Source organism: Microbacterium sp. Z10_103 (assembly GCF_058310455.1).
Genome location: NZ_JBZEGK010000001.1, coordinates 2,182,054 through 2,208,960, shown reverse-complemented (window position 1 = coordinate 2,208,960; position 26,907 = coordinate 2,182,054). Strand labels below are relative to the sequence as shown.

The 26,907-nt window shown below is 70.8% G+C and carries 29 protein-coding genes; 15 read left to right on the top strand and 14 right to left on the bottom strand.

Going from position 1 to position 26,907, the window contains the following annotated elements; translation table 11 throughout:
- Position 1 precedes the first annotated feature (1 nt).
- From modA to AC4FS2_RS10720, 4 genes are read left to right on the top strand one after another with little or no spacing between them, the layout of a single operon-like run.
- On the top strand, positions 2-763 hold the full coding sequence (modA, locus tag AC4FS2_RS10735; RefSeq protein ID WP_491177221.1) for a molybdate ABC transporter substrate-binding protein: 762 nt from the start codon (positions 2-4) through the stop codon (positions 761-763).
- The gene (modB, locus tag AC4FS2_RS10730; RefSeq protein WP_491156917.1) at positions 760-1,542 is read left to right on the top strand and encodes a molybdate ABC transporter permease subunit; all 783 of its coding nucleotides are present in this window, start codon (positions 760-762) and stop codon (positions 1,540-1,542) included. The genes modA and modB overlap by 4 nt, the downstream gene beginning before the upstream one ends.
- Positions 1,518-2,624 (top strand): sulfate/molybdate ABC transporter ATP-binding protein, encoded by a 1,107-nt coding sequence (locus tag AC4FS2_RS10725; RefSeq protein WP_491156915.1) that lies wholly within the window; start codon positions 1,518-1,520, stop codon positions 2,622-2,624. Before modB ends, AC4FS2_RS10725 begins: the two co-directional genes overlap by 25 nt.
- Before the next feature lie 9 nt (positions 2,625-2,633).
- Positions 2,634-3,230 carry a GNAT family N-acetyltransferase gene (locus tag AC4FS2_RS10720; RefSeq protein ID WP_491156913.1) on the top strand — a complete coding sequence of 199 codons (597 nt, stop codon included), beginning with the start codon at positions 2,634-2,636 and terminating at the stop codon, positions 3,228-3,230.
- Positions 3,231-3,237: 7 nt separating this feature from the next.
- On the opposite strand, the gene AC4FS2_RS10715 is transcribed toward AC4FS2_RS10720, so the two are convergent.
- Genes AC4FS2_RS10715 through AC4FS2_RS10695 form a run of 5 tightly spaced genes read right to left on the bottom strand, consistent with a single transcriptional unit; the run spans position 3,238 to position 9,598 of the window.
- Positions 3,238-3,777, bottom strand: coding sequence for a GNAT family N-acetyltransferase (locus AC4FS2_RS10715; protein WP_491156911.1), 540 nt, complete (start codon positions 3,775-3,777; stop codon positions 3,238-3,240).
- A 33-nt stretch (positions 3,778-3,810) separates the two neighbouring features.
- On the bottom strand, positions 3,811-5,487 hold the full coding sequence (gene cydC / locus AC4FS2_RS10710; protein ID WP_491156910.1) for a thiol reductant ABC exporter subunit CydC: 1,677 nt from the start codon (positions 5,485-5,487) through the stop codon (positions 3,811-3,813).
- Positions 5,484-7,121, bottom strand: coding sequence for a thiol reductant ABC exporter subunit CydD (cydD, locus tag AC4FS2_RS10705; protein ID WP_491156908.1), 1,638 nt, complete (start codon positions 7,119-7,121; stop codon positions 5,484-5,486). The genes cydC and cydD overlap by 4 nt, the downstream gene beginning before the upstream one ends.
- A gap of 32 nt (positions 7,122-7,153) precedes the next feature.
- The gene (cydB, locus tag AC4FS2_RS10700; RefSeq protein WP_491156906.1) at positions 7,154-8,167 is read right to left on the bottom strand and encodes a cytochrome d ubiquinol oxidase subunit II; all 1,014 of its coding nucleotides are present in this window, start codon (positions 8,165-8,167) and stop codon (positions 7,154-7,156) included.
- A 9-nt stretch (positions 8,168-8,176) separates the two neighbouring features.
- Complete coding sequence (locus AC4FS2_RS10695; protein ID WP_491156904.1) at positions 8,177-9,598, bottom strand: cytochrome ubiquinol oxidase subunit I; 1,422 nt, start codon at positions 9,596-9,598, stop codon at positions 8,177-8,179.
- A 162-nt stretch (positions 9,599-9,760) separates the two neighbouring features.
- Between AC4FS2_RS10695 and moaA the strand changes: the two genes are divergently transcribed.
- The 3 genes from moaA to AC4FS2_RS10680 all read left to right on the top strand — a co-directional run bounded on the left by moaA (position 9,761) and on the right by AC4FS2_RS10680 (position 11,792).
- A complete protein-coding gene (gene moaA / locus AC4FS2_RS10690) occupies positions 9,761-10,822 on the top strand; it encodes a GTP 3',8-cyclase MoaA (protein ID WP_491156902.1) in 1,062 nt (353 codons plus the stop codon).
- A 62-nt stretch (positions 10,823-10,884) separates the two neighbouring features.
- Positions 10,885-11,448 (top strand): PadR family transcriptional regulator, encoded by a 564-nt coding sequence (locus AC4FS2_RS10685; RefSeq protein ID WP_491156901.1) that lies wholly within the window; start codon positions 10,885-10,887, stop codon positions 11,446-11,448.
- A 92-nt stretch (positions 11,449-11,540) separates the two neighbouring features.
- Positions 11,541-11,792, top strand: coding sequence for a hypothetical protein (locus AC4FS2_RS10680; RefSeq protein ID WP_491156899.1), 252 nt, complete (start codon positions 11,541-11,543; stop codon positions 11,790-11,792).
- Positions 11,793-11,810: 18 nt separating this feature from the next.
- Here AC4FS2_RS10680 and AC4FS2_RS10675 read toward each other — a convergent pair whose 3' ends face one another.
- Together AC4FS2_RS10675 and AC4FS2_RS10670 are read right to left on the bottom strand one after the other, a co-directional pair.
- Positions 11,811-12,134: a heavy-metal-associated domain-containing protein gene (locus AC4FS2_RS10675; RefSeq protein WP_491156897.1), complete on the bottom strand. Its 324-nt coding sequence runs from the start codon at positions 12,132-12,134 to the stop codon at positions 11,811-11,813.
- Between the two features lie 13 nt (positions 12,135-12,147).
- On the bottom strand, positions 12,148-12,429 hold the full coding sequence (locus AC4FS2_RS10670) for a metal-sensitive transcriptional regulator (RefSeq protein ID WP_491156895.1): 282 nt from the start codon (positions 12,427-12,429) through the stop codon (positions 12,148-12,150).
- A gap of 73 nt (positions 12,430-12,502) precedes the next feature.
- On the opposite strand from AC4FS2_RS10670, the gene AC4FS2_RS10665 reads away from it, so the two are divergent.
- The 7 genes from AC4FS2_RS10665 to AC4FS2_RS10635 all read left to right on the top strand — a co-directional run bounded on the left by AC4FS2_RS10665 (position 12,503) and on the right by AC4FS2_RS10635 (position 18,649).
- A complete protein-coding gene (locus AC4FS2_RS10665) occupies positions 12,503-13,000 on the top strand; it encodes a MarR family winged helix-turn-helix transcriptional regulator (protein ID WP_491156893.1) in 498 nt (165 codons plus the stop codon).
- A 175-nt stretch (positions 13,001-13,175) separates the two neighbouring features.
- Positions 13,176-13,352 carry a hypothetical protein gene (locus AC4FS2_RS10660; RefSeq protein ID WP_491156891.1) on the top strand — a complete coding sequence of 59 codons (177 nt, stop codon included), beginning with the start codon at positions 13,176-13,178 and terminating at the stop codon, positions 13,350-13,352.
- Positions 13,349-14,119, top strand: coding sequence for a hypothetical protein (locus AC4FS2_RS10655; RefSeq protein WP_491177219.1), 771 nt, complete (start codon positions 13,349-13,351; stop codon positions 14,117-14,119). The genes AC4FS2_RS10660 and AC4FS2_RS10655 overlap by 4 nt, the downstream gene beginning before the upstream one ends.
- Positions 14,120-14,130: 11 nt before the next feature.
- Positions 14,131-16,635: a DEAD/DEAH box helicase gene (locus AC4FS2_RS10650; RefSeq protein ID WP_491156887.1), complete on the top strand. Its 2,505-nt coding sequence runs from the start codon at positions 14,131-14,133 to the stop codon at positions 16,633-16,635.
- A gap of 23 nt (positions 16,636-16,658) precedes the next feature.
- Positions 16,659-16,874, top strand: a complete 216-nt coding sequence (locus tag AC4FS2_RS10645) for an SCO4848 family membrane protein (protein WP_491156886.1) — start codon at positions 16,659-16,661, stop codon at positions 16,872-16,874.
- A gap of 113 nt (positions 16,875-16,987) precedes the next feature.
- Complete coding sequence (gene gnd, locus AC4FS2_RS10640; RefSeq protein WP_491156885.1) at positions 16,988-18,049, top strand: phosphogluconate dehydrogenase (NAD(+)-dependent, decarboxylating); 1,062 nt, start codon at positions 16,988-16,990, stop codon at positions 18,047-18,049.
- A gap of 102 nt (positions 18,050-18,151) precedes the next feature.
- On the top strand, positions 18,152-18,649 hold the full coding sequence (locus AC4FS2_RS10635; RefSeq protein ID WP_491156883.1) for a bifunctional nuclease family protein: 498 nt from the start codon (positions 18,152-18,154) through the stop codon (positions 18,647-18,649).
- A gap of 102 nt (positions 18,650-18,751) precedes the next feature.
- Here AC4FS2_RS10635 and AC4FS2_RS10630 read toward each other — a convergent pair whose 3' ends face one another.
- From AC4FS2_RS10630 to AC4FS2_RS10620, 3 genes are all read right to left on the bottom strand, one after another.
- Positions 18,752-20,149: a DUF222 domain-containing protein gene (locus tag AC4FS2_RS10630; RefSeq protein WP_491156882.1), complete on the bottom strand. Its 1,398-nt coding sequence runs from the start codon at positions 20,147-20,149 to the stop codon at positions 18,752-18,754.
- Positions 20,150-20,887: 738 nt separating this feature from the next.
- Positions 20,888-21,925 (bottom strand): LLM class flavin-dependent oxidoreductase, encoded by a 1,038-nt coding sequence (locus AC4FS2_RS10625; protein ID WP_491156880.1) that lies wholly within the window; start codon positions 21,923-21,925, stop codon positions 20,888-20,890.
- A gap of 69 nt (positions 21,926-21,994) precedes the next feature.
- Positions 21,995-22,180, bottom strand: a complete 186-nt coding sequence (locus AC4FS2_RS10620; protein WP_491156878.1) for a hypothetical protein — start codon at positions 22,178-22,180, stop codon at positions 21,995-21,997.
- A 234-nt stretch (positions 22,181-22,414) separates the two neighbouring features.
- On the opposite strand from AC4FS2_RS10620, the gene AC4FS2_RS10615 reads away from it, so the two are divergent.
- Positions 22,415-23,587: an alcohol dehydrogenase catalytic domain-containing protein gene (locus AC4FS2_RS10615; RefSeq protein WP_491156876.1), complete on the top strand. Its 1,173-nt coding sequence runs from the start codon at positions 22,415-22,417 to the stop codon at positions 23,585-23,587.
- Here the strand turns inward: AC4FS2_RS10615 and AC4FS2_RS10610 are convergent.
- The 4 genes from AC4FS2_RS10610 to AC4FS2_RS10595 form a co-directional block, all read right to left on the bottom strand.
- Entirely contained in the window at positions 23,565-24,572 is a 1,008-nt protein-coding gene (locus AC4FS2_RS10610; protein WP_491156874.1) for a glycosyltransferase family 2 protein, read from the bottom strand. The two genes, AC4FS2_RS10615 and AC4FS2_RS10610, sit on opposite strands and share 23 nt — an antisense overlap.
- Positions 24,569-24,769, bottom strand: a complete 201-nt coding sequence (locus tag AC4FS2_RS10605; protein ID WP_491156872.1) for a CDGSH iron-sulfur domain-containing protein — start codon at positions 24,767-24,769, stop codon at positions 24,569-24,571. The genes AC4FS2_RS10610 and AC4FS2_RS10605 overlap by 4 nt, the downstream gene beginning before the upstream one ends.
- A complete protein-coding gene (locus tag AC4FS2_RS10600; RefSeq protein WP_491156871.1) occupies positions 24,766-25,806 on the bottom strand; it encodes an iron-containing redox enzyme family protein in 1,041 nt (346 codons plus the stop codon). The genes AC4FS2_RS10605 and AC4FS2_RS10600 overlap by 4 nt, the downstream gene beginning before the upstream one ends.
- A gap of 114 nt (positions 25,807-25,920) precedes the next feature.
- Complete coding sequence (locus AC4FS2_RS10595) at positions 25,921-26,859, bottom strand: SDR family NAD(P)-dependent oxidoreductase (protein ID WP_491156869.1); 939 nt, start codon at positions 26,857-26,859, stop codon at positions 25,921-25,923.
- Between the last annotated feature and the right edge of the window lie 48 nt (positions 26,860-26,907).

Genomic DNA, 26,907 nt, shown 5'->3' with positions numbered 1-26,907 from the left:
CGTGGCTCGGCGCATCGCGGCCCTCGTCGCCGCATTGGTCGTGGCCGTCCTTCCCCTCGGGGGATGCTCCACCGCCGACCGCGCCTCGTCTCCCGGCCACGGCCTCACCGGCACGGTGACGGTCTACGCCGCCGCATCCCTGAGCCGCGCCTTCGATGAGATCGCGGAACGAGTGGAATCCGACAATCCGGGCGTGCGCGTCCGCGCGGTGTGCGACGGCTCGAGCACCCTCGCCGCCCAGATCCTCGAGGGGGCACCCGCCGACGTCTTCGCCTCCGCGGACGAAGCGAGCATGGCGAGCCTCGCCGGCGTGGCGACCGACCCGGCCGTCTTCGCCACGAACACGCTCGTGATCGCCACCCCGGCGGACAACCCCGCGGGCATCGAGACGCTCGCCGACCTGACTCGCGCGACCGTGGTGCTGTGCGCCCCCGAGGTCCCTTGCGGCGCGGCATCCGAGGCCCTTCTGGAACGCGCCGGTGTGACGGTGACGCCCGCGAGTCTGGAGCAGAACGTCACCGCGGTCCTCACGAAGGTCGCCGCCGGGGAGGCCGACGCGGGGCTGGTGTACGCCACTGACGTGAGAGGGATGGATGGGGTCGCAGCGACCGTGCCCGAGGGAGCCGAGGAGATCGTGAACCGGTACCCCATCGCCACGATCGACGGCGCCTCGCATCCGGATGCGGCGGCCACGTTCGTCGCGTTCGTCCGATCGGCGGAGGGCGAACGCATCCTTGCGCGCCATGGATTCGGGGCGCCGTGAGCACTCCGGATGGATATGCGCCGCGCTGGCTCGCCCTCCCCGCCGGCGTGGGCCTGGTCTTCCTCGTGCTCCCGCTCATCGCCCTGGTCGCACGGGTCCAGTGGGACACCCTCTGGAGCGACGTCACGTCTCCGGCGGCGCTGTCGGCGCTGGGGTTGTCGTTGCAGACCGGTCTGACCGCGACGGCCGCGTGCATCGTCGTCGGCGTTCCCCTGGCACTGCTGATCGCCCGGAGCACGGCACGGACGGCCGCGCTGCTGCGCGCGGTCGTCACCGTGCCGCTCGTGCTGCCGCCGATGGTCGGCGGGGTCGCGCTGCTGTACCTCTTCGGACGCAACGGCTGGCTGGGAGCTGCGGGGCTGCCGTTCACGACCACCGCTGTCGTGCTGGCGCAGACCTTCGTCGCGCTCCCCTTCCTCGTGCTGGCCGTGGAAGGGGCTCTGCGCACCTCCGGCGTAGCGTACGAGCGCACCGCCGCAGCGCTGGGGGCCGGGCGCTGGACGATCCTCCGCCGGGTCACCTTGCCGCTGGCGGCGCCGGGGATCGTGGCCGGCGTCGTCCTGTGCTTCGCCCGCGCCATCGGGGAGTTCGGGGCGACCGCCCTGTTCGCCGGCAACGCCCCCGGGGTGACGCAGACCATGCCGCTGGCGATCTACACGGCATTCAACGGTGCCGGGGTGACGCAGGGCACCGCCGTCGCGCTGTCGCTGCTGCTCCTGGTCACCGCCATCGCCGTCCTGCTTCTGGTCCGCGGATGGCGACCGGGGGCAGCGCGATGACCCAGCTGTCGGCGCGGGTGGTCGTGCAGCGCGCCCGGTTCGCCGTCGACGTGTCGCTCGATGTTTCCGCGGGGGAGACGGTGGCGGTCATGGGTCCCAGCGGAGCGGGGAAGTCCACCCTCCTGGGCGCGCTCGCCGGGCTCGTGCCGCTGGACGACGGCGAGATCCGGGCCGGCGACCGGGTCCTCGAGCGCACGGCCCGCCCCCGTGTCCGCATCGCCCCGATGGGGCGCGGGATCGTGCTGCTCGGCCAGGAGCCGCGGCTCTTCCCGCATCTGACCGCGCGCGAGAACGTCGCGTTCGGACCTCGCGCGGGGAGGATGCCGCGCGCGCAGGCCCGCGCGGAGGCGGACGCGTGGCTGGACCGCGTCGGGTTACCCGGCGCCGGCGACCGGCGTCCTGCCGACCTCTCCGGCGGCGAGCAGCAGCGGGTCGCGGTCGCCCGCGCGCTGGCTGCGTCGCCCCGCGCGGTGCTGCTCGACGAGCCCCTGGTCGCGCTCGATCCCGACACGGCCGCCGGCATCCGGGCGATGCTGCGCGCCCAGCTGGCCGGAACGACGACCGTCGCGGTCACCCACGACGCGGTGGATGCCGCGGCCCTGGCCGGACGCCTCGTCGTGATCGAGGACGGTCGCGTCACCCAGTCCGGACCCGTACGCGACGTGCTGTCCCAGCCCGGAACCCGCTTCGTGGCGGCGATCGCGGGGCTCAACCGCGTCGAGGGGCGTGGGTCCGGCGGCGCCTGGCAGCGCGACGGAGTGCGGCTGGACTCCGAGGATGCACCGTCCCGCGCGATCGCGGCATCCGAGGGTGGGCCCCTCGCGGCCGTTTTCCGGCCGTCGTCCGTCCGGGTTGTTCCGGACACCGCCTCGCCCGCCCCGGGCGGCAACACCTGGACGGCACGGGTCGACCGGCTCGAGCCCACGCCGTCGGGTGTGCGGGTGCAGGCGGGATGGTGCGCCGTGGACGTCGATGCGGCGGCCGCCGCATCCCTTTCCCCCGGCGCGTCGGTGTCGTTGACGGTCGCTGCGGCCGACGTGCGATTCCTGCCGGCGGGGGAACCGGGCAAACGACGCGGATAGGCTCGGGGAATGGGCGGGATACGACCATTCCGGGCCGGCGACGAACCGGCGCTCGCCGAGATCTGCCTACGGACCGCCGATGCCGGGGGTGATGCCACGGGGATCCTCGAGGACGACGCGATCTGGGCGGAGATCTTCGTCCTCCCGTACGTGGCGCGCCATCCCGAGTTCGCTTTCGTCGTGGAGGCGGGGGAGGGGCGCGTCGTGGGGTATGTGGTCGGCGCCCCGGACACCCGCGCGTTCGAGGCATGGTTCCGCGACGAGTGGTGGCCGCAGTTCGGCGGTCGCTGGCCGCAGCCGCCGCAGGAGCGCACCCGGCAGGACGGGGTCCTCCGGTACGCCTACGATCGGGCGCCGGGTCGCGAGCCGTATGGCGACACCTATCCCGCGCACCTGCACATCGACCTGCTTCCCGAAGCGCAAGGGCAGGGGTGGGGGCGACGGCTGATCGACACGCTCACCGACGCCCTGCGGGCGGCGGGTGTGCCGGGCGTGCACCTCGTCGCCGGCGACGCCAACACCGGCGCACTGGCGTTCTACCGCCGGCTCGGCTTCACCCCTCTGCCTTCGCATGAGGGTGCGCAGGCATTCGCCCGCGACCTCTGACGCGCGCTCAGGCGAGTTGACGGGTGCGGCGGCGCTCGCGCAGCACATAAGCCGGACGAGAGGCGGTCGCGGGCCAGGCGTCATCGCGCGCCGCACCGTCCTCGCGCCAGCCGTGGGCTTCGTAGAACCTGGCGGCGCGGTCGTTCCCCTCGAGGACCCAGAGGTACGCAGCCGTCGACCCGGTCGCGCGCAGCCATTGCTCGACCGCTTCCATGAGCGCGTGACCGACCCCGCGCGACCAGGAGGTCGGGACGGCGTAGATCGCGCGCAGTTCTCCCCACTGCGCCCACTCCTCTTCGCGCGCCGGTCCCACGTTCGCCCATCCCACGACGGCGTCGTCGTCGACGCTCGCCAGCAGGTCGACGGACCCGTCGCGGTGATCCGTCGTCCACCGATCGGCGCGCAGCACGCTCTCGCGGTCGACGTCCATCGCGCCGAGGACATTGTCGGGGATCAGTCCGGCGTAGGCCGTTTGCCACGACTCCACGCGGATGCGGGCGATCGCTGCCGCATCCGACCGCGTCGCGACCCGCACATTCACACCCATCCTGGAACTGTGCCACACCGCGTCGCGTGGTCGTCAGCCGACGAGCCGGCCGGATTCCAGGCGCACGGTGCGGTCCACAAGCGCATTCGGCACCTCTACATGCGAGATGAGCACGACCGCCCGGTCGCCCGGTACGGCTCCGAGGAGGTCGCGCAGGAGGGCGTCGGATGCGGCCGGATCCACCCCCGCGGTGGGTTCGTCGAGCACGAGCACAGGGAAGTCGCGGAGCAGGGCGCGGGCCACCGCGATCCGCTGCGCCTGCCCGCCCGACACGAGCGCGCCGCGGTCACCGACACGCGCGTCCAGGCCGCCGCGCTCGCGCACCCAGGTGCCCAGACCCACCCGATCCAGCGCCGCGAGCAGCTCGGCGTCGTCCGCGGTGTCGCGGGCGAACAGGATGTTCTGGCGGATCGATTCGTCGAAGAGGTACGGGCTCTGCTCGCACAGGCCGATCGCGCGGCGGAGGTCCTCCCCGGCGATCTCCCGCGCCTCGACCCCACCCACGGTGTACGAGCCGGCGTAGTCGAGGAAACGCACGAGCACATGGGCGAGGGTCGTCTTGCCGGCCCCGCTCGGACCGGTCACGAGCACGCGCTCACCGGCCCCGATCCGCAGATTCAGGTCGGTGAGGCGCCCCGCGTCTGCGCCCGACCGCTCGGGCCAGCGTGCGCCGAGCCCGGTCAGGACGATGCCTTCGCCCAGCGCCGGAGCTGCCCCGGTGGCGCGGGGCTCGTCCGAGGGGAGCCCTGGGGGGATGCGGTCGGGTACCGCGGCGGCAATGCGCTCGGCCGCCGCACGCACCTGCCGCCAGGACGCCAGGGCCAGCGGCACCGGCCCGAAGATCTCGAACACGGCCATCGGGAGGAGCACGACGACGGCGAGGCCCGGACCGCTGAGCGTGCCCTCGACCACGCCGGGCGCGGCCACGATGAGGGCGAGCAGCCCGGCGATTCCGGCGAGGAGGGAGACGGCCGCCGCGGTGGCGCCTTGCGCCACGCCGCGGCGCACCACGGCGCGGCGTAACCGCTCGTCGGCTCCGCGCAGACGTGCGTGCGCAGCATCCAGCCCGCCGAAGGCCGTCAGCACGTCGAGGGAGACGAGGAGGTCGTACACGGCGTCGGCCACGGCCGCACGCAGCGGCGCGATCGCCCGTTCCGCCCGCGCACCTGCCGCCCAGCCCAGACCCACCGCCAGAACGAAGGCGACCGCGAGGCACACCAGGAGCGAAAGCGCGGCGGGCACCGACACGAAGGCGACGAACACCACGCTCGCGAGCGACGCGAGCGCGGCCACCGCGAGAGGGTGGACGACCCGGAGCGGAAGGTTCTGCAGCTCCTCCACGTCGTCGACGAGGCTCGAGAGCATCTCACCGCGGCGGGCGCGACCGAGTCCATCCGGTGCCAGCGGCACGATGTCGCGCACGAGCCCCGCGCGCACGGTCGCCAGCTGGCCGAGCGCGGCGTCGTGCCCTGCGAGGCGCTCGAGGTAGCGGAAGACCCCTCGCCCCAGCGCGAAGGCGCGCACCGCGACGACGGCGGCCGAGAGGTAGAGGAGCAGCGGCTGCTCCGCCGCGCGGGCGATGAGCCATGCGCTGGCGGCGAGGAGCGCGATCGCGCTGGCGGCCGTGCCCACCCCCGCCAGTACCGACGGCGCGAACCGTCGCGTGCTCGGCTGCGCGGCCCGCAGCATCTCCCGCGTCCTCCGGTTCATGCGGCACCCACGCCGATGGCCAGGGGGAGCGTCACGACGTCGTCGGCGATGGCCGCAGCCGACGCGCGGTGCGAGACCAGCAGCACGCCGGCACCGCTGTCGGCCACGCGGCGGATGCTGCGCCACAGCGCGGCCTCGATCTCGGTGTCCAGGGCGCTCGAGGGTTCGTCGAGCACGAGCAGGCGCGCACTGCCGGAGCGGAGGCGGTACAGCGCCCGGGCGATCGCGACCCGCTGCGCCTGTCCGCCTGACAGCCCGGAGCCGCCCGCACCGAGATCCCGGCCGGGATCGACATCTCCCGCCTGCGCGTCGGCGAGGCAGGTGCGGACGAGGGCGGCGTCGGCCTCGGCGGCGCCGAGAGCGACGTTGGCGGCGACCGTTCCGGCGACCAGGCCCGGCCGCTGCCCGACCCACGCGATCGACTCACGGGCATCGACGGCGGGGGACCCGTCCACGAGGATCGTGCCTTCGTAGGGTGCGAAGCCCAGCAGGGCCGCGACAACGCTGGACTTTCCCGCACCGCTCGGACCCTGCATCCACACCACGCGCCCCGGTTCCAGCGCGAGGTCGACCGGCGGCAGCATCCGCTCGCCCCGGCGCACCGAGAGCCCGCGCGCGTGGACCCGCGACCCGGGGGCACGGTGCGCCGGAGCCACCGGGGCGGATGCGGCGGCGTCGAGCACGCCGAAGATCTCCTCGGTGGCGGCCACGCCCTCTGCGGCGGCGTGGAATTGCACGCCGACCTGGCGCAGCGGCAGGTACGCTTCCGGCGCCAGCAGCAGCACGAAGAGTCCGACGAGCAGGTCCATCTCGCCGGCGAGCAGGCGGAATCCGATCGTCACGGCGACGATGGCGACCGAGATCGACGCGAGGAATTCCAGCGCGAATCCCGAGAGGAACGACACCCGCAGCACCGACATGGTCTCGCGCTGATACCGGTGCGTGACCTCCCCGATCGCGTCGGCAGCGCGGTGCTCGCGCCCGAAGGCCTTGAGGGTTCCGAGGCCATCCACGGTATCGGCCAAGCGTGCGGCGAGGCGCCCGAGCGTGTCGTACTGGCGACGCTGCACGGAGCGCGTGGCCAGGCCGATGAGCACCATGAAGAGCGGGATGAGGGGGATCGTGAGGATGACGGTCAGCCCCGACAGGGGATCGGCGAGCGCGATCGCCCCGATCAGGATCGGCGTGGTCACGGCCGTTGCGACCAGCTGCGGGAGGTACCGGCCGAAGTACGCGTCGAGCGCTTCCAGTCCGTGACCGGCGGTGACGGCGAGGGATGCGGCGTTCCGGCTGCCCAGCCATCCCGGTCCGAGCTTGCCGACGGCGCGCACCAGCGCGTCGCGCAATTGCAGAGACGCCGCCGCACCCCCTCGGGCGCTCACGCGCTCGGAGACGAGGACGAGGACCGCGCGCAGGACCACGAGGCCTGTGGCGGTGCCGACCAGCGGCCACAGCTCCGACACGGGAACCCCGTCGATCGCGCCTCCCAGCGCCGCGGTGAGGGTCCACGCGAATCCCACGATCACGCCGGTCTGGGCGAGCACGATCGCCGCGGTGATGGCGAGGAATCCGCGAGAGGCGCGCGCGTACGTGAGCAGCCGGGGGTCCACCGGCCCGCGCCGGCCCCCGCTCACCGCAGCGACTTTCTCATCCGAACGCACGTCGGTCAGTGCGCGGACAGCGCGGCCTTCTCGATGTGCGAGCGCGTGACGCGGCGCCGGAAGACCCAGTACGTCCACCCCTGGTACGCCAGCACGAGCGGGAGGAAGATCAGCGCCGCCCAGCTCATGATCGTCAACGTGTAATCGGTGCTCGACGCGTTCTCGATCGTCAGGGTGTTCGCCGGGTCGGTGGAGGAGGGCATCACGTTGGGGAAGAGGGCGAACCACAGCATGAGCACGCTCGAGATGATCGTGACTGCGCCGAATCCGAATGCCCGTCCTTCCCGGTCGCGCAGGTTGGACACGACGGAGGCGATCAGCGCGACAGCCGCGACCGCGCCCAGCACCAGCACCGGGATCGACATGTGCACGAGCACCGTCCAGCTCACGAACACGGCTGCCACCGCGACGGCGAGGAGCCCCGCGCGGGTGGCCAGGCGCCGCGCATCCGCATGCACCGGACCGTCCGTCTTCAGGGCGACGAAATACACCCCGTGCACGAAGAAGAGCAGCAGGGTCGTCAGTCCGCCGAGGAGCCCGTACGGGTTCAGCAGGGTGAGGAGCGACCCGGTGAATTCGAAGTCGGCGTCGATCGGCACGCCCTGCACGATATTGGCCACCGCCACGCCCCACAGGAACGCCGGCAGGGCCGAACCGATGACGATCATGCGGTCGAAGCCGCGCCGCCACCGGAGCGAGTCGCGTTGATGCCGGTACTCGAACGACACACCGCGGGCGATGAGGGCCAGGAGGATGAGCAGCAGCGGCAGGTAGAAGCCGCTGAACAGCGTGGCGTACCACTCCGGGAACGCCGCGAACAGGCACGCCCCGGCGACGATGACCCACGTCTCGTTGAGGTCCCAGACCGGACCGATGGTGTTGATGATCTGGCGGCGCGAGATGTCGTCCTTGCCGAGGAAGGGCAGCGACATCCCGACGCCGAAGTCGAACCCGTCGAGGACGAAGTAGCCGACGAACAAGAACCCGACGATCCAGAACCAGAGGTAGGCGAGATCCATTTTCCGCTCCTAATAAACCGTCGTCGGGGTGTTCTCGATGGAGTCGGGCTCGGCCGGCGCATCCGGATCGGGAAGCGGGTCGGGGCCCTTCTGCGCGTACTTGAGGATCAGGCCCAGCTCCACCACCGCCAGGGCGGCGTAGATCGCCGTGAAGGACACCAGCGAGATGAGGACGTTCCAGCCCGGGACACTGGGCGACACCCCGTCTTCGGTCAGCATGAGGCTGAAGACGATCCAGGGCTGACGGCCCATCTCGGTGAAGACCCACCCGACGAGGCTGCCCAGGAGCGGAAGGGGCGCCGACCAGATGAGTACACGCCACATCCACGGGCGCATCTGGACGGTGGACTTCTTGCGCGTGAGCCACAGCCCGGCCACCGAGAGGAGAGCCGCGACCCCGCCCAGACCCATCATCCAGCGGAACGCCCAGTACGTGATCCAGATGACGGGGGCGTAGTCGCCCGGGCCGAACTGCTCGGTGTACAACGCCTGCAGGTCGTTGATTCCCTCGACGCAGCCGTCCAGGGTGTGCGTCGACAGCAGTGACAGCAGGAAGGGCACACGCAGCGACCAGACCTCCTGAGAGCCGTCCGGCGTTCCGATGGAGAAGAGCGAGAAGGAGGCATCGGCCCCGCACGCGGTGTCGTAGATCGCTTCGGCCGCGGCCATCTTCATCGGTTGCGTGGCGACCATCGTGAGGCTCAGCTGGTCGCCGGAGAGCGCGACCCCGGCGAAGGAGATCACCATGAACCACATCCCGAACCGCAGCGATGTGCGCATGGTCTCGATGTTCTGCTTGCGCAGGAGATGCCAGGCGGACACGGCGATGAGTACGGCGGCGGCGAACATCCACGCCGACGTGATCGTATGCGGAAAGGCGGCCAGGGCGACGGGATTCGTAAGCAGCGCCCCGAAGTCCACGAGCTCCGCCCGTGAGCCGTCCGCGGCCATCTCGTAGCCGACCGGATTCTGCATGTACGCGTTCGCGGCGAGGATGAAGTAGGCCGACAGTGTCGCGCCGATCGCCGCCATCCAGATACTCGCGAGGTGCGCGAGGCGCGGCAGGCGGTCCCAGCCGAAGATCCACACGCCGATGAACGTGGCCTCGAGGAAGAACGCCAGGAGACCTTCGAAGGCCAGCGGGGCGCCGAACACGTCGCCGACGAAGCGGGAGTACGCCGACCAGTTCATCCCGAACTGGAACTCCTGGACGATGCCGGTCACCACGCCCATGGCGAAGTTGATCAGGAAGATCCGGCCGAAGAAGCGGGTGAGGTGGAGCCACTTCACCGACCCGGTCCGGTACCAGACCGTCTGGAAGATCGCCGTGACCAGCGCCATACCGAGCGTCAGCGGAACGAAGAGGTAGTGGTAGAGCGTCGTGAGACCGAACTGCCATCGGGCGAGAAGTAGCGGGTCGAGCAGCTCCACGGGGTCCTCCGATTCCGCGCCACCGGCTGTGGTCTGACCACAAGCTAACACCCGGGATCAGTGCCGCGGCCGGCGATCTCTCGTCATCGAATCAACCCCGGCCCGCCGCTGCGCCGGTGTGAGCCCGTACGCTCGGAACATGTGCGATCCGGTGGTGGTGGGATGACCGCGGTGCCGGTCGTGCTGCGCCTCCCCGGGCATGCTCCCGTCGCGGACACCGGCGCGCTCATCGACACGCATGGACGCGTGCACCGTGATCTGCGGATCTCCCTCACCGACCGTTGCTCCCTGCGGTGCACCTACTGCATGCCGGAACAGGGCAACGAGTGGCTCGCGCGGTCCAGCATCCTCACCGCCGACGAGATCGTCGAGGTCGCGACCGCCGCCGCGGCGCTGGGCGTGACCACCTTCCGGCTGACCGGCGGTGAGCCGCTCCTGCGCGCCGACATCGTGGAGGTCGTCGGCCGTCTCGCCGCGCTCCGCGGCCCGGCCGGTCCGGTCGAGATCGCGATGACCACGAACGGGATCAGCCTGCCGAAGTTCCTCCCCGGCCTCGTGGCAGCGGGGCTGACGCGACTGAACATCAGCATCGACACGATCCGCCGAGACCGCTTCGCCGCGCTCACGCGCCGTGATCGACTCGATGACGTGCTGGCCGGCATCGCCGCGGCCGCCGCCTCCCCGCTTCGGCCACTGAAGCTCAACGCTGTGGCGATGCGGGGGGTCAACGACGACGAGCTCGTCGACCTCGTGCAGTTCGCCGTCGACGCGGGTGCGCAGATGCGCTTCATCGAGCAGATGCCTCTCGACGCCGGACACACCTGGGATCGCACCACCATGGTCACCCGCGGAGAGATCCTCGCCGCGCTCGGCGAGCGGTGGAGCCTGACCCCCGTGCCGGGCCGCGGGGGCGCGCCGGCGGAGACCTGGGTGTTGGACGAAGGCCCGCACCGGGTCGGGGTGATCGCATCGGTGACGGCGCCGTTCTGCGGCGCGTGCGACCGCCTGCGCCTCACCGCGGACGGTCAACTGCGCAATTGCCTCTTCTCGGTCGCCGAGTACGACCTCCTCCCCGCCCTGCGCACGACCGGGTCCTCGGCCGCGCGCGCCGCGGGCATCGGCGAGGTCCTCCGGGCCTGCGTGCACGGCAAGCTGGCCGGCCACGCGATCGACGACCCCGGGTTCCTCCAGCCGCCGCGGGGAATGAACGCGATCGGCGGCTGACCGTCGCGGCCTCCACTCTCCCTATACTCGGTAATACATACTCGATATTCATTGGGGGTCGCATGTCGGTACGTCGGGGGCTGCTGGCGATCCTCGATCAGGACGCGTGCTACGGCTACCAACTCCGCGCGGAATACGCCCGGCGTACCGGCGCGGCGCTGAACGTCGGGCAGATCTACACGACGCTGGACCGGCTCGAGCGCGACGGTCTGGTCGAGAAACGCGGTACCGACGAGCGCGGCCAGACCTACTGGGGGATCACCTCCGCGGGACGGGACGAGACGCAGCGGTGGTTCTCGGAGGCGGAGCTGCCCGCCGGACGCGACGAGCGGGCATTCAAAGTTGCGCTGGCCGCGACGCTGCCGGGCGTGGATGCAGCCGGGCTGGTCGCGGCCGAACGGCGCGCGGCCGTGACCCGCCTGCATGCGATCGACGACGACGAGCAGGACGACGTCGCCGTCGCCATCCTGCGGGAGGCCGAGCGTTCCCGCGTGGCCGCGGAGATCGCGTGGCTGGATGCCGTCGCACCACTGGTCGCCGGGGTCGACGACGAGCGCGCTTTCGCGCTGTCATCCGAGCGGCCCCGCCGGGGTCGGCCGGCGCGCGCCGACGCCTCGGCCGGCTAAGGCATTTACCGCCCGTAAACGCTTACCGTCAAGCCCTACGCGCTTCCGCGATTTCCGGCGCACCCTGTACCTAGGAGCGAAAGGGGCCGGCGGTGGTGATGGAAGCACGTCACATCGAGTCCACCCCTCTGGCGGCACCGCAGCCGTGGACGCGCATCGACCTCGACCTGTACGAGATCGCGTGGGACGGCGACGTCGCGGGATACATCGAGGTCGTCGGGCACGTGTTCGTGGCGCTCTCCGGATCCCGGTACCACCGGGCCGTCGAAGTGTGCCAGGCACTCACCTTCCCGGATGCGGTCGATGCGCTGCGTCGCGCGACCGGTCATTCCGCCGCGGTGTAGCGCCGGTGCAGCAGGGTCTCAGCGGGCGAGGGTGTAACCGGCCTCGACGACGGCGGTGCTGAGGGCCTCGGCCGGTACGGGCACGGTGCCGCGCACCGTGACACGCGATGTCCCGCCGGCCACGAGCTCGACCTCCACGCCGCTCACCCCGTCGAGGGCGCTGATCTCGTCGGTCACGGCGCGCACGCAGTGGCTGCACGTCATGCCCTCCACGCCGAGTTCCGCGACGACTGCGGAGGGGGATGACGCCCCGGTCGTCGCGGGCGAACCGCACATGCACGAATCACCGCCGCATCCGGCAGCGGGGGCGGTCAGTCCGAGGTCGAGGCGCTGAACGGTCATGGTCTTCTCCTTCTCAGGAGCGGACGAGGCGCGCGATCGCCTCGTTCGCTTCGCGGATCTTCTCTTCGGCGACAGGCCCGCCCTGGGCAGTGGCCTCGGCCACGCAGTGGCTGAGGTGATCGCTCAGCAGTGACAGGGCGACGGTCTCGAGCGCCTTGGTGGCGGCAGAGACCTGGGTGAGGATGTCGATGCAGTACTTGTCGTCTTCGACCATCCGGCCGATGCCGCGCACTTGGCCTTCGGCGCGGCGGAGGCGCGTGAGGAGGTCCTCCTTGCTGCCTTCGTACCCGTGCATGGTGGCCATGATACCCCCGGTGGGTATGGCGCGCCCGAGGCCTGTGCGGCGCCGGAAGCGTTACGGTCGGAGCATGACTTCCTTCGACCGCGACGACGAGGTCGATCTGCTGATCGACGCCTGGTCGCGCCGACTCCCCGAGGTGGATCTCACCCCGCTGGATGTCATGTCGCGGTTGCGTCGCGCGTCGCACCGGCTGGGACGACTGCGGGCGGGGGCGTTCGCGCATGCCGGCCTGTCGGCATGGGAGTTCGACGTGCTCGCGGCGCTCCGCCGGGCCGAAGATCCTCACGAGATGAACCCTGCCCAGCTGATCGACGCCACCATGATCGGCTCGGCCGCGATGACCAACCGCCTGGAGAAGCTCACGGCACGCCACCTCGTCGAGCGTCGCCCGAACGAGCTCGACCGGCGCAGCATCCTGGTGCGCCTGACCGCGGAAGGGTCAGCGCGCGTGGATGCGGCGATGACCGAGCTCGTGCGCCGGGAAGCAGAGGAGCTGCAGACACTCAGCCGCGCCGACCAGGCCGCGCTGGCCCGCATCCTCCGGCTCCTCGTGGAGCCGTCCTGAGACCGTGACAACTCCGTCGCCGAACGGCGCGGGGCCGTGCCTGAGCCGGCGCGGCGGTGAGATCTGCACGCGGGAGGCGGGTCATCGTGGCCTGCATCACCGGATCGGAACGGGACTCCTGTGGAGTGACCGTGACGCCGATCCACCGCGATGCCCCGGGAGCGGCCGACCGGCCGTGCCCGCCCCGACGCTCCCCGACGGGTACCCCGGGGGACGCGCACTGTGCGACGCGTGCTGGGGGTTCGTCCGGCTCGTGGCCGGCGCGCTCGCCGAGCACGACTCGTGGCGCGGGGACGCCACCCGCGCGGAGTTCGACCGCCGCCAGGAGTGGTTCAACACCCACGGCTGGTGACCACGAGTGCCCTGACCGGAGATCGACCCATGGACGACGAAGACGAACTCAGGATGCTGCGCTCACGCGCGTACGGCCCCGCATCCGACATCCACACCGACCCGCAGGCGCTGGCGCGCCTGGAGGAGCTGGAGCGTGAGCAGCGCCAGGCAGAGATGCCGGACGCCGAGGCCCCGGCCACTCCGGACGCGGGTGCTTCCGGCGATGCCTCGGAGCCCCGTCAACCGGACGCGCCCGACCGGGAGCCTCGCGAGTCGGATCCGCCGCCCGCGGCCCAGCGGTCGCGCCGGTGGGTGGCGATCCTCTGGTTCGTCTCGGTGCTCGCCGCGCTCGCCGTGGGTGCCGCCATCGCTTCGGCTCTGATGCCGTTGGTCTCGCGGGGGGCCGGGGCGGTACAGGTGGCCACGCTTCAGCCGCACCCGGCATTCCCGTGGCCGGAGAACTTCCTGGGTCCCGAAACCGAGGACGCCACCGGATATCAGGATTTCTTCGGCCTGACGGCGATCACGGCGAAGAGCGGGCCATGGCTGCCCGACGGCACCGACACCTGCATCCTGGTGATGCCCACGACCGACCTCCGCGACGGCGGCGCGCTCACCGGCGGCTCGCAGTACGGCTGCGGCGCGGGCGCCTTCCCCGCCACGGTCGTGGTGACGGTGGGCACGGAACTCCCGGAGGAGCTGCGCGGGCGCTTCCCGCTCGGCAGTGCCCTGCAGTTCGTCTTCGACGGCGAGCGGGTGGGGGTCTTCACCGACGCTCCGGAGTGAGAGGGTGGAGTGTGCCCCCCACCCTGCTCGACCTCATCCCGGTCGGCGCCGACGACGACGCCGTGTACGCCGGGTTCGTGCAGTGGGCGGGCGATCGCGGACTGACGCTGTACCCGGCTCAGGACGAGGCGGTCATCGAGCTCGTGTCCGGGGCGAACGTCATCCTCTCCACCCCGACGGGGACTGGCAAGTCGCTGGTCGCCGTCGCCGCCCATGCCGCCTGTCTGGTGAGGGGCGGACGCACCTACTACACGGCCCCGATCAAGGCGCTCGTGAGCGAGAAGTTCTTCGCGCTCGTGGATGTCTTCGGCGCCGAGAACGTCGGGATGGTGACGGGCGACTCGTCCGTCAACGCCGACGCGCCGATCGTCTGCTGCACGGCGGAGATCATCGCGAACCTCGCCCTCCGGCAAGGATCCGCCGCCGCCGTCGACCAGGTCGTGATGGACGAGTTCCACTACTACGGCGACACCGAACGCGGGTGGGCATGGCAGGTGCCCCTCCTGCTGCTGCCGCGTGCGCAATTCCTCCTGATGTCGGCGACCCTCGGCGATGTCACGCCCATCGCGGACGACCTCGCCCGGCGGACCGGTCGCCCCACGGCCCGCGTGACCGGCGTGGACCGGCCCGTCCCGCTGCACTTCTCGTACGCCCGCACGCCCGCTCACGAGACCGTGCAGGAGCTGCTCGACACTCGTCAGGCGCCGATCTACATCGTGCACTTCTCCCAGGCGGCGGCCATGGAGCAGGCCCAGGCGCTGTCCAGCATCCGTGTGATCGCCCGCGAGCAGCGCGACGAGATCGCCGACGCCATCGGCGGCTTCCGCTTCACGACCGGGTTCGGGCGCACCCTCTCCCGGCTCGTGCGCTCGGGCATTGGTGTGCATCACGCGGGCATGCTGCCCCGCTACCGCCGGCTGGTCGAAACGCTCGCCCAGCGCGGACTGCTCCGGGTCATCTGCGGCACCGACACCCTCGGCGTCGGGATCAACGTCCCCATCCGCACGGTGCTGCTCACGGCGCTGTCGAAGTTCGACGGGCAGCGGATGCGGCACCTCTCGGCCCGCGAGTTCCATCAGATCGCCGGTCGTGCCGGGCGGGCCGGGTTCGACACGGCCGGGACCGTGGTCGTCCTCGCGCCCGAGCACGAGATCGAGAACGCCGCTGCCGTCACCAAGGCGGGCGACGACCCCAAGAAGCTTCGGAAGATCGTGCGGAAGAAGCCGCCGCAGGGCTTCGTCAACTGGAGCGAAGCGACGTTCGAGCGGCTCGTGTCCGCGGAGCCCGAGCCGTTGGTGCCGCATCTGCACATGAGCGCGGCCATCCTCATCAACCTCATCGCGCGGGGCGGCGACGTGTTCGCCAACGTCCGCGCGCTCGTGTTCGACAACCACGAGCCGCGTGCCCGGCAGCGTGACCTGGCCCGGCGGGCTCTGGCGATCTACCGCACCCTGGTCACGGCGGGGATCGTCGAGGTCGTCGAGGGACAGGTGCGGCTCACCGTCGATCTGCAGCCGAACTTCGCACTCAACCAGCCGCTGTCGCCGTTCGCGCTCGCCGCGATCGAGCTGCTCGACCCCGACGATGGTCCCGGTGCCATCGGCTCCGGGCACTACGCGCTCGACGTCGTCAGCATCATCGAAGCCACCCTCGACGACCCCCGGCCCGTCCTCTCCCAGCAGGAGTTCCTCGCCCGCGGCGAGGCGGTCGCGGCCATGAAGCGCGAGGGGCTCGACTACGACCAGCGCATGGAGGCGCTCGAGGACGTCACGTATCCGAAACCGCTCGCTGAGCTGCTCGCGCAGACGTACGAGGTCTTCGCATCCACTCAGCCCTGGGTGCGCGACTTCGCGCTGTCTCCGAAATCGGTCGTCCGCGACATGTTCGAGCGGGCTCTGTCGTTCGGCGAGTTCGTGTCGCTGTACTCGCTCGCGCGGAGCGAGGGACTCGTGCTCCGTTACCTCAGTGACGCGTATCGTGCCATCCGCCAGACCGTCCCCACCGAGGCGCAGACCCCCGACCTGCTCGACCTCATCGAGTGGCTCGGCGAACTCGTCCGGCAGGTCGACTCCAGCCTCATCGACGAGTGGGCGGCGCTCATCGCCCCTCCGCTGGACGAGGATGCACCGGTGGTGCCGCCGGCGCCGCCGTCGGTGCTCACGAACCGACGCGCCTTCGGTGTGCTGGTGCGCAACGAGATGTTCCGCCGCGTTCAGCTGGCGGCTCTCCAGCGCGACGACGACCTGGCGGCACTGGATCCGGACGTCGACTGGTCGGCGGCGTTGGACGCGTACTACGCCGAGCATGACGAGATCCTCACGGGTGGTGCCGCCCGTTCCGCCGCGCTCGTCACGATCGATGAGACGGATGCGGCGACCGGCACCTGGCGGGTGGAGCAGACCCTCGATGACCCGGCCGGCGATCACGATTGGCGGATCCGGGCGGTCGTCGACCTTGCCGCATCCGAGGAGGAGGGCACCGCCATCGTGCGCGCCACCGAGGTCGTCCGGCTGTAGCCGGCGCCTCTAGGCTCGGACCCGTGGAAGTTGCCCTCGCCGTCCTCCTGTTCGTGAACGCCGCCTTCAATGTGATCGTGTGGCCTCGGTTCTACGGCCGGGTCGCCAAGGACCCTCGATCGCGGGATGCCGCCGGCAAGCCCACGCGCTTCCTGATCGTGCATGCCGTGCTGATCGCGGTCGCCCTCGTGCTGGCGCTCGTCTCGGCTCTCGCCGGCATCGCGGCGTTGATGAGCTGAGTTGCGATGGCGCCGGTGCGGGTGGGCGTGATTCCGGGTCCTGGGGTATCGGGGACTGCCTAGACTCGCGGTGGAGGCGTCCGTCTCCGCACGACCCCTCGGAGGAGCACAAGATGCAACTGGCCATGGTGGGACTCGGGAGAATGGGCGCCAACATCGTGCGCCGCCTCATGCGCGACGGACACGAGACCATCGTCTACGACGTGAATCCGCAGGCCGTGGCGACTCTCACCGGCGAGGGCGCGGTCGGCGTGAACGACTTCGCCGACCTGGTCGCCAAGATGACGGCGCCTCGCGCCGTGTGGCTGATGATCCCCGCGGGCCTGACCGGCGGTGTCGTCGAAGAGCTCGCTGCTGTGCTCGAGCCGGGCGACATCATCATCGACGGCGGGAACTCGAACTACCGTGACGACGTGCGCCGCGCGAAGGCCATGAAGGAGCGGGGCATCCACTATGTCGACGTCGGCACGAGCGGCGGTGTCTTCGGCCTCGACCGCGGATACTCCCTCATGGTGGGTGGCCCGGATGAGGCGTTCGCGCACATCGAGCCGGTGCTGCGCACGATCGCACCCGGGCCGGGGAACATCCCGCGTACGCCCGGACGCGAGGGTGACTACGCGCCCGAGGAACGCGGCTACCTGCACTGCGGGCCGTCGGGAGCGGGTCACTTCGTGAAGATGGTCCACAACGGCATCGAGTACGGCATCATGGCGGCGCTCGCCGAGGGTCTGAACGTCCTGCACAACGCCGACGCCGGCCTGCGCGAGACCTCGCACTCCGCCGAGGTCGCGCCGTTGGAGGAGCCGGAGTACTACCAGTTCAACATCGCGACGCCGAAGGTGGCCGAGCTCTGGAGACGCGGCTCGGTCATCTCCTCGTGGCTCCTCGATCTCACCGCCGCAGCGTTGCAGGAAACCCCGACCCTCGACGGCCTGGCCGGTCGGGTGTCGGACTCCGGCGAAGGCCGCTGGACCGTCAAGGCCGCCGTCGATATCGGCGTGCCCGTCCCGGTCCTGGCCGCATCGCTGTTCGAACGATTCGCGTCGCGTGACGAAGACCACTTCGCCAACCAGGTCCTTTCGGCGATGCGCCTGCAGTTCGGCGGACACCAGGAGCTTCCTGCCGGTGACGTGCTGGAGGCGGGCGGCGCGACCGCCGACAGCGCCGGCTCCTGAGCGGTTTCCGCGCACGCTTTCGCGACGTCCCGCTCCGCACCCCGTGACGGATGCGGAGGCCGGTCGTAGGCTGAGTCGCATCTCACCGCACGGGGGGCCAGCATGGTTCGAGTACACGTCGCCGGCGTCGCACTCGACGCCGCGCAGCAGCATGTGATTCTGCTGAAGCCCATCGGTCCGTCAGAGGCGGCCGGATCGGTGCTGTGGATCGGGGCACAGGAGGCCACGGCCATCCTGGTCGCCGTCGAAGGGGTGGTTCCGCCTCGCCCGCTCGCGCACGATCTCATGGTGCGACTGCTGGCGGCGCTGGACGGCACGGTCGACCGTGTCGAGGTGACGCGGGTGGATGGCGGAACGTTCTACGCAGAGGTCACCCTGCTCACCCCGCACGGATTGCGCGCCATCGACGCGCGACCCTCGGATGCGATCGCGTTGGCGTCTCGAGTGAACGCGCCGATCTGGGTGGCGGATGCCGTCTTCGCTGAGGCCGGCGTGCCCGAGTCGCTGACCGAACCGGCGGAGGAAGTGGACGAGGAGGAGAAGGTGGACGAGTTCCGCCGATTCCTCGACGACGTCGACCCCGACGACTTCGTCCCCTGACGCTTCGTCTCGCTGCGCCCGCTCCCTGTCCGGGGTTCCGCTTTCGGACCCTGAGCGAGGAGCGCAGCGACGAGACGAAGGGTCGGCCCGGTCGGCTCGGCATCAGAACGGCGGTGGGTCGCCGTCGGGCAGGAACACGACCCGTTTGGGTGGTTCGTCGGTGTACCTGTTGCCGAGCGGGCTGGTGAATTCGAGGACCCCGTCGGGGAGCTGCTTCACGGTCCATTCCGTTTCCGTCTTCAGTGTGTGATGTCGGAGACAGAAATGGGACAGGTTGCAGATGGCGGTGGGTCCGCCCTCATGGTGTTCGTGGTTGTGGTCGAGTTGGCAGCGGTGGGCCGGGGCGCGGCATCCGAACCCGCGGCAGTGTTGGTCGCGGGCTTGGAGGAAGCGCTTCTGGTCGGGTCGAGGAGTGTACCGGTCGACCTCGAGCACGGTTCCGGTGATCGGGTCGCACATGACCCGGTCCCATCCCGGGGCGTCACCCGCGAAGCGGCGGGCCGTGGCCGGGTCGATGGGGATCTGCCCGTGCAGGCTGGCTCCGGCGTCAGTCGTTCCGGTGAGGGTGGTCACCGGCACGAGGATCTGCACGTGGGCGCGGATCGCCCCCAGGCCGCCGGGACTCTTATCCGCGATGGGATCGATGGCCGGGGTGCCCGTGAGGATCATGTCGGCGACGAGATCCGCAGAGATCTGCGCGAGCGTACGCGTGTCATCCACCACGTCGCATCCCGCGTGCTCGGGGCCGGCCCCCGGAGTGCCCTCGTCGGCCAAGCCACCCGAGGTCGCTTCGTTGGTGGCGAACTCTCCCGATGCTCGGCGGGCACGTTCGGTCGTGGCGGCGTCGCGGATGAGGCGGGCCTGCTGGGTGATCCGGTCGCGCGCCCCGTGCGCGAGGGTCGCCGGAAGAAGGATCTGAAGGAGTGCCATTCCGTCGTCGAGGTCGAGCACACTGACACCTCGCGCCTCACAGGCGCGGGCGTGGCGCTCGGTCATGCCGAGGGGGTTGACGCGCTCGGCCAGTTCCCGCGCACACCCTTCGGTGCGCCCTGGGGTTTCCCGCTCTGCGTACGCGAGGACCGTCTTCTCCCAGGCGCCCCGCACGTCGTCATCGTCGATCGGGGTGCCGGTCTGCAGGATCACGTCGACGTGGCGCTTGGATATCCGCGCGTCCTCCAACGCGTCCACCGTCGCGGGGAACCGGGTGACCAGGACGTACGCGTCGTTGAGGTCTTTCTGCACGGTCCGGTCATGCGCGTGGGTCGCGAACGCGACCTCCGCCGCGATCGACCGCATCGGCATCTCCCGCTTCCGCGACAACTGGGCGGATGCTCGGCCGATCTGTTCCACGGCGACCTCGGCGAGGGCCGCCTGGTGACGGATGAGACCCGCCTGGGCTTTGGCGATGATCGCTTTCTGTTCGAGCACCCCGGCCAGACGCGCACGCAACCGCGCGGTGTCATCGGGCCCGTTTTCCCCAGGCCGGGAGCTGTTTTCCATGACCCAAACCTACTCCGGGCCTCCGACATTGCTCTGGCGCGGCCCTGGGTCCCTGAGCGAGGAACGGAGCGACGACACGAAGGGTAAGAGCCCGCGCGGTTGGACACTTCGTCTCGCTGCGCTCGCTCAGCGTCCGAGGGTCCGCTTCCGGACCCTGAGCGAGGAGCGGAGCGACGAGACGAAGGGTCGCGGGTCGGGCGGGTGGACGCTTCGTCTCGCTGCGCTCGCTCAGCGTCCGGGTGTTCGCTGCGCTCGCTCGATGCCCGGGGGTCCGCTTCCGGACCCTGAGCGAGGAGCGGAGCGAAACGAAGGGTAAGAGCCCGCGCGATCGGGCACTTCTTCTCGCCGCGCTCGCTCGGTGTCCGGGTGTGCGTTGCGGTCGCTCAGCGTCCGGGGGTCCGCTTCCGACCCTGAGCGAGGAGCGCAGCGACGAGACGAAGGGTGAGAACCCGCGCGGTCGGACACTTCGTCTCGCTGCGCTCGCTCGGTGTCCGGGTGTGCGTTGCGCTCGCTCAGTGTCCGGGTGTTCGCTTCCGGACCCTGAGCGAGGAGCGGAGCGACGAGACGAAGGGTCGCGGGTCGGGCGGGTGGACGCTTCGTCTCGCTGCGCTCGCTCAGCGTCCGGGGGAGTGCTGCGCTCGCTCAGTGTCCGGGAGGTCGCTGCGCTCGCTCAGTGTCCCGGGGGAGTACTCCGATCGGCCCGGCGCGGCAGCGCGCTCCGGTTGGTCAGCGCCGGGCTCAGACCGTGGGGGCCAGGGTGCTCTTCCAGCCGAGCGCGGGAGCGACATACCGCGCGAACGACTCCATGAGCCGCAGGTTCCACTCCACCCCGAGCTGGCTCGGAATGGTCAGGACGAGCGTGTCGGCGCTGCGGATGGCGGCGTCGGCGAGGAGCTGCTCGATGAGCACGTCGGGTTCGTCAGCGTAGGTGCGCCCGAACGTCGAGCGCATGCCGTCGATGATGCCGACCTGATCGGAGTCCTGGCCGCCGCGCAGGAGCATCGCGTCGCGCTCCGACGTAATCGGGAAGATGCTGCGACTCACCGATACGCGAGGCTCGCCGGCGTGACCTGCCTCGCGCCACGCCGCGCGGAAGGCGTCGATCTGCTGTGCCTGCAGTTCATCGAAGGGGATGCCGAGGTCCTCGCTGATGAGCGTCGACGACATGAGGTTCACCCCGATGCGTCCCGCCCACTCTGCTGTGGCGATGGTGCCCGCGCCCCACCACACGCGGGAGCGGAGTCCCGGCGAGTACGGTTCGATCCGCTGCATCCCGCGGCCTCCGCCGAAGGGGCTGGAGTCATCGCGCTCGGCGAGCCCTTCGCCGTCGATCGCCCGGAGGAAAAGGTCGAAGTGCTCGCGGGCGATGTCCGCCCCGCGCGGGTCGTGCGACCCGGTGTAACCGAACGCTTCGTACCCGCGGACGACCGTCTCCGGTGACCCTCGGCTCACGCCGAGCGCGAGCCGGCCGTCGCTGAGCAGGTCGACGGCGGCCGCTTCCTCCGCGAGGTACAGGGGGTTCTCGTACCGCATGTCGATGACGCCCGTACCGATCTCGATGCGCTGGGTGCGGGCCGCGATCGCAGCGAGCAGCGGCATCGGCGAGGAGTGCTGGCGGGCGAAGTGGTGCACCCGGAAGTACGTGCCGTTGACGCCGAGGTCGTCCAATCCCTGGGCAAGGTCGACCGCCTGGATCAGCGTGTCGCCCGCGGTGAGCTCACGCCCGCCGCCCAGGGGACCGTAGTGCCCGAAGGAGAGGGTTCCGAATCGCTGCATGTCAGGCGCAACCCGTCGACCGTCGCATCCATTCCCGTGAATGCAGGAGGCGGCGGCCGATGGGTCGACTCACTGCGCCGCGGTGGGGTCGTCGTGGTCGTCGGGGTCGTCGCCTTCGGCGAGGTGTTCGGCGATCGCTTCGTCGTCGGCCAGCGCCGGCGCCTGGTCGGCGAGGTCTGCGCGGTCACGGTTCGGGTACCCGGAGTCCGTGCGGAGTTCGCTCTCGGGGTTCTGCGGTGCGGCGGGATCGGACATTCCGCTTTCCTTTCGTCGGGATTCCATCGCACCGCAGGTCACCGGCGGGAAGGACGGGGTTGACAGCATCCCCAACCCTGGACAGGCGCGCGCTCGCCGCCGGCTGAAGCAGCATCCGCGTACTGCCTCTGTTCGAACGCTGTCAATCCCCGCGCCCCACACCGGCATGCCCGCGAAGCTCAGCATGACGGGGCGCGCCGGATCGCGCCCCGCGAGTCAAGGGAGCGGAACGGCATGAGAGCACTGACGTGGCAGGGCAAGCGCAAGGTCTCCGTGCAGGATGCACCTGACCCCCGCATCCAGGAACCCACCGATGCGATCGTGCGCATCACCTCGACGGCGATCTGCGGGTCGGACCTCCACCTGTATGAAGTGTTCGGGCCGTTCCTGGACGCGGGCGACATTCTCGGCCACGAGGCGATGGGCATCGTGGAAGAAGTCGGCGCGGATGTGACCACCCTCGTCCCCGGCGATCGGGTGGTGGTGCCGTTCAACATTTCCTGCGGGCACTGCTTCATGTGCCGTCGCGGGCTGCAGTCGCAGTGCGAGACGACGCAGGTCACGGAGTACGGTTCGGGTGCATCCCTCTTCGGCTATACGAAGCTCTACGGACAGGTCCCAGGGGGACAGGCGGGGATGCTGCGGGTGCCGCTCGCCGAGTACAACACCGTGCTCGTGGGCAAGGAGCTCCCCGACGATCGGTACCTCTTCCTCAGTGACATCCTCCCGACGGCCTGGCAGGGCGTCGAGTACGCGAACCTGCCGGAGAACGGCACGCTCGTCGTGATGGGCCTCGGCCCGGTCGGGCAGTTCGCCTCGCGGATCGGCGTGTACCGGGGGCACCGGGTGATCGGCATCGACCCCGTACCGGAGCGGCGCGAGATGGCAGCGCGGTTCGGGGTGGAGGCGTGGGGGGATGAGGCGGCGGTCGAGCGCATCCGCGAGGCCACCGAAGGACGCGGCGCGGACGCCGTCATCGACGCGGTGGGCCTCGAGGCGCACGGAAGTCCCGGCGTTCACCTTGCCCACCAGGCCATCGGGGTGCTTCCCGACGTCCTGGCGCGGCCGCTCATGGAGAAGGCAGGCATTGATCGGCTGGCGGCGCTGCACTCCTCCATCGACATGGTGCGCCGTGGCGGCACCGTGTCCATCAGCGGCGTGTATGCCGGTGACGCCGACATCCTTCCCATGAAGACGATGTTCGACAAGCAACTGACGCTCCGGATGGGGCAGTGCAACGTCAAGCGCTGGATCGACGACCTGCTTCCGCTGGTCGAAGATCCCGCCGACCCGCTCGGCACCGAACGCCTGGTCACGCACCGGGCGCCGCTGGAGGACGCGGCTGCGCTCTACGACACCTTCCAGCGCAAGGCCGACGGCTGCATCAAGGTCGTGCTGGAGCCGTAGGGTCCTCTCCCGGGGTGATCGCATTCCCGTGCCGTGCCCGGAGCACGCGCGCGGGGGTTGCGGCGCGCGAGAGGCGCCGGCCCGAGTAACGCACGCCGCCTCCGACGCGCAGGAGCAACGCGAGCCACGCCGTGACGCCCCGCTCCACCGCCCACAGGGGAGCCCATAACGCGCTCGATGCCGGGAACACCGCGCGCCCCCCGCGCCGACGGCGGCCGAACTCGGCCAGGGCCACGAGCGCTGTCGCTCCCGCGACCAGGCGCAGCGGCCGCCTCGCGGCGGAGAGCAGCGCGGGGAGGATGGCGAGTTCCGCGGCGAAGCGTCCGGGCTGAGCGAGGCTGTCATAGGCCTGGCGCACGCGCTGCGACAGGAAGAGCCGCGAAGACGGCGGCCGCCGGACGACGAAGATGTCGTCGCGGGCGGCGACGCGTCCCCCCGCCGCGCGGATGGTGCGCTCCATCTCCAGATTCTCGAAGAGGACGTCGCCGTCATAGCCGCCGGTGGCGAGCAACGCCGACTGGCGCACCCCGTAGGTCCCCGGGTAGTCGGCACCCAGCGCGCGGTTCAGGAGAGTGCGAGCGGTGTCCCAGCGAGCGTGCCACGGCAGAGGACGGAAGTGGTTCTGCGGCTTCACCAGTTCCGCGTGATCAAGCGACCCGACGACTGCCGCGAGGACCGCCTGGTCGTACCGGACGTCGTCGTCGGCGAGCACGATGCGCTCGTGTCGAGCGGCGCGCACCCCGGTGAGAACCCCGCGCACCTTGCCGTTCGCCCCCGAGCGTTCGCTGACGGGCAGATGGCGCACCATCCCACCCCACGCGGCGGCGTGCGCGGAGAAGCTCGACGGATCCGACCCGTCGACCACGGTGACATCCACCGCCGCGCTGAGCCCCCGCAGATACGCGGTCAGCTCGTCCAGCGCGGCATCGTCATTCCACTTGAGTGGAAGGACATACTCCGCGGTCAGCCGCGGGGAGCGGTTCATTCGTCCGTGCGGAATCCAGCGGCCTTGTGGGTCCCGTCGCAGAATGGCTTGATCGCCGACAGCCCGCACCGGCACAGTGCCACCGTCCGGCGCTTGCGGGGGATGGGGTGGCCTTCGGCGGTGCGCAGGTCGACGTCGCCGCGCAGCAGCAGCGGGCCGTCGGGGTAGGCGGTGATGGTGACTCGGTCGTCGGTCATTCCGGGCCTCGCAGGGAGGTCTCCGACCGGGACCACGCCTCCATCATGTGGGCGCCGACCCACTCGTCTGCGACCATACAGGCGGCGGCACCGAAGAGGATGTCGGGAAGCAGGTCGGGACGGTCCTCCGCCAGCGCGCCGGCCATGTCGCGTCCGGCGATCTGCTCGTGCACGGCGTCGGCTTCGACGTGCTCGTCGAAGTAGTCGGTCACCTCTGCCCCGTATCCCAGCCGGCGCAGTCCGTCGGCGTACTTGGCGTTCGGGATGGACGACGTCATCTCGAACGCGGCGAGGTGGCCCACCACGGCGCCCAGAAGGCGGCGGTTGAGCCCGAACATCGACATCACGTTGTGGGAGGCGAGCGTGACCGCCGGCACGCGGTCGACGTAGGTACCGTACGTGTCGTCGAGGCCGGCTCCCCGCATCGCCGCCGCGAAGATGGCGGCGTGGACGCGCTCCGGCCGGCCGCCGCCGTACTCGTCCGACTGAATCTCGACGAGTGCGGCCTTCGGGCGTCCGGTCAGCCGCGGGATGGCCCACGAGTGCGGATCGGCTTCGCGCAGCGTGTAGATCGAGCGCTGGATCAGGAACTCCTGGGCCTGCTCCTTCGTAGCCTTCTTGTAGAGGTACCGCGAGAGGCTCGGGCCGGCGTCGGCCGACGTCATCTCGAACAGCAGCCGGGCCACGGCATCCGCTGACGCTTCCGGGGTCACCGGAACGTCGACGGTCGAGCGCAGCTCCGCTTCGAACGCCTCCTCCAGCAGCCGCCGTGTGCGGACGAGCTCGGGATCCCACTCGAGGTCGGCGGAGAACCCGTCGATCGAGCCGTAAGCGGACGCGTACAGGGCGAACAGGGCGAGCTGGATGTCATCGTCCTGGGCGATCACGGTCGAGCGGGCGAGCGCCTCGGCCGCGCGATCGGTGTGCTCGTTCCCCGCATCCTCGCCGGTGAGGCGGCGCAGCACCGCTTCGCTGAGGGGGCCCCGTGCGGAGAACGGGACGGCGAGGGTGGAGGGGGCGAATTCGACGACGGACACAGATTCTCCGTTCGGACGTGGACGCGACATCCTCACTCTCTCCCGCGGAGGGCAGAGGCCGGGGGCCCTTGACAACGGACGCCCGTCCCGAGACACGAAGCGGGGGTGTGGGCGTCAGCCGCGGCGCCGTCGTCCCCACAGTGCGGCGGCGCCGAGCGCTGCGCTCGCCGCGAGCATCGCCCGCCGGCGCGGAGAGCGCCACCCACCCGTGACGGTGCTGGGGCCCGGCTGGGCCGACTGCAGTGCCCCGAGCGAGTCGGGAGCCGGATCCCGCGAGAGGCCGAGCGTTTCCACGAGGACGAGGATGACGCGGTCGTACACCCGGGGGAGCGCCCTGGCGAGGAGGATCATGGATGACTGCACCCGCCCCACCGTGGCTACGCGGGGACCGAGGCCGCGCGAGGACCGCTCGATCACGCGCGCCACGCGGTAGGGAGACGTGACAGGTGGCAGCGGCCGCGGCGCGCGACCGGTGAAGTTGCTCGCCCGCTGATAGATCGGCGTATCGATGCTGGCGGGAAGCACCATGCGCACCTCGATGCCGGGCGACCCGAGGAGCTCCTGCTGCAGCGAGCGCGTGAACCCCAGCAGCGCGAACTTGCTCGCCGCGTAGGCGGATGCGTAGGGAGCGGTCACCACGGAGAACAGGGACCCGATGAGGATGATCCGGCCCGATCCTTGTGCCCGCAGCTGCGGGAGCACCGCGCGAACGCCGTCGATCTGCGCAACGACATTCGTCTCGAAGACCCGCCGATAGACGTCGGTGGGGGTCTGCTCGACACGTCCGTAGACCAGCGCCCCGACGGCGCCGATCCACACATCGACGCAACCGAAGCGCTCGACCGCGCGGGTGACCACCTCGGCGGCGGTGCCTTCCACCGTGACGTCTCCGGGGATGACGAGGACCTGAGCACCGAGCGCGCGGCATTCCGCGGCCGCCTCGAGAAGGGCGGCTTCGTCGCGGGCGACGAGAACCAGACGCGCCGATCGGCGCGCGAACCGGTACGCCGCGGCGCGCCCCATGCCGCGCGACGCACCGACGATGACAACCACCCGACCGCTTCTGCGCATACGCCGATGCACCTCCTCGTTCGGGGTGAC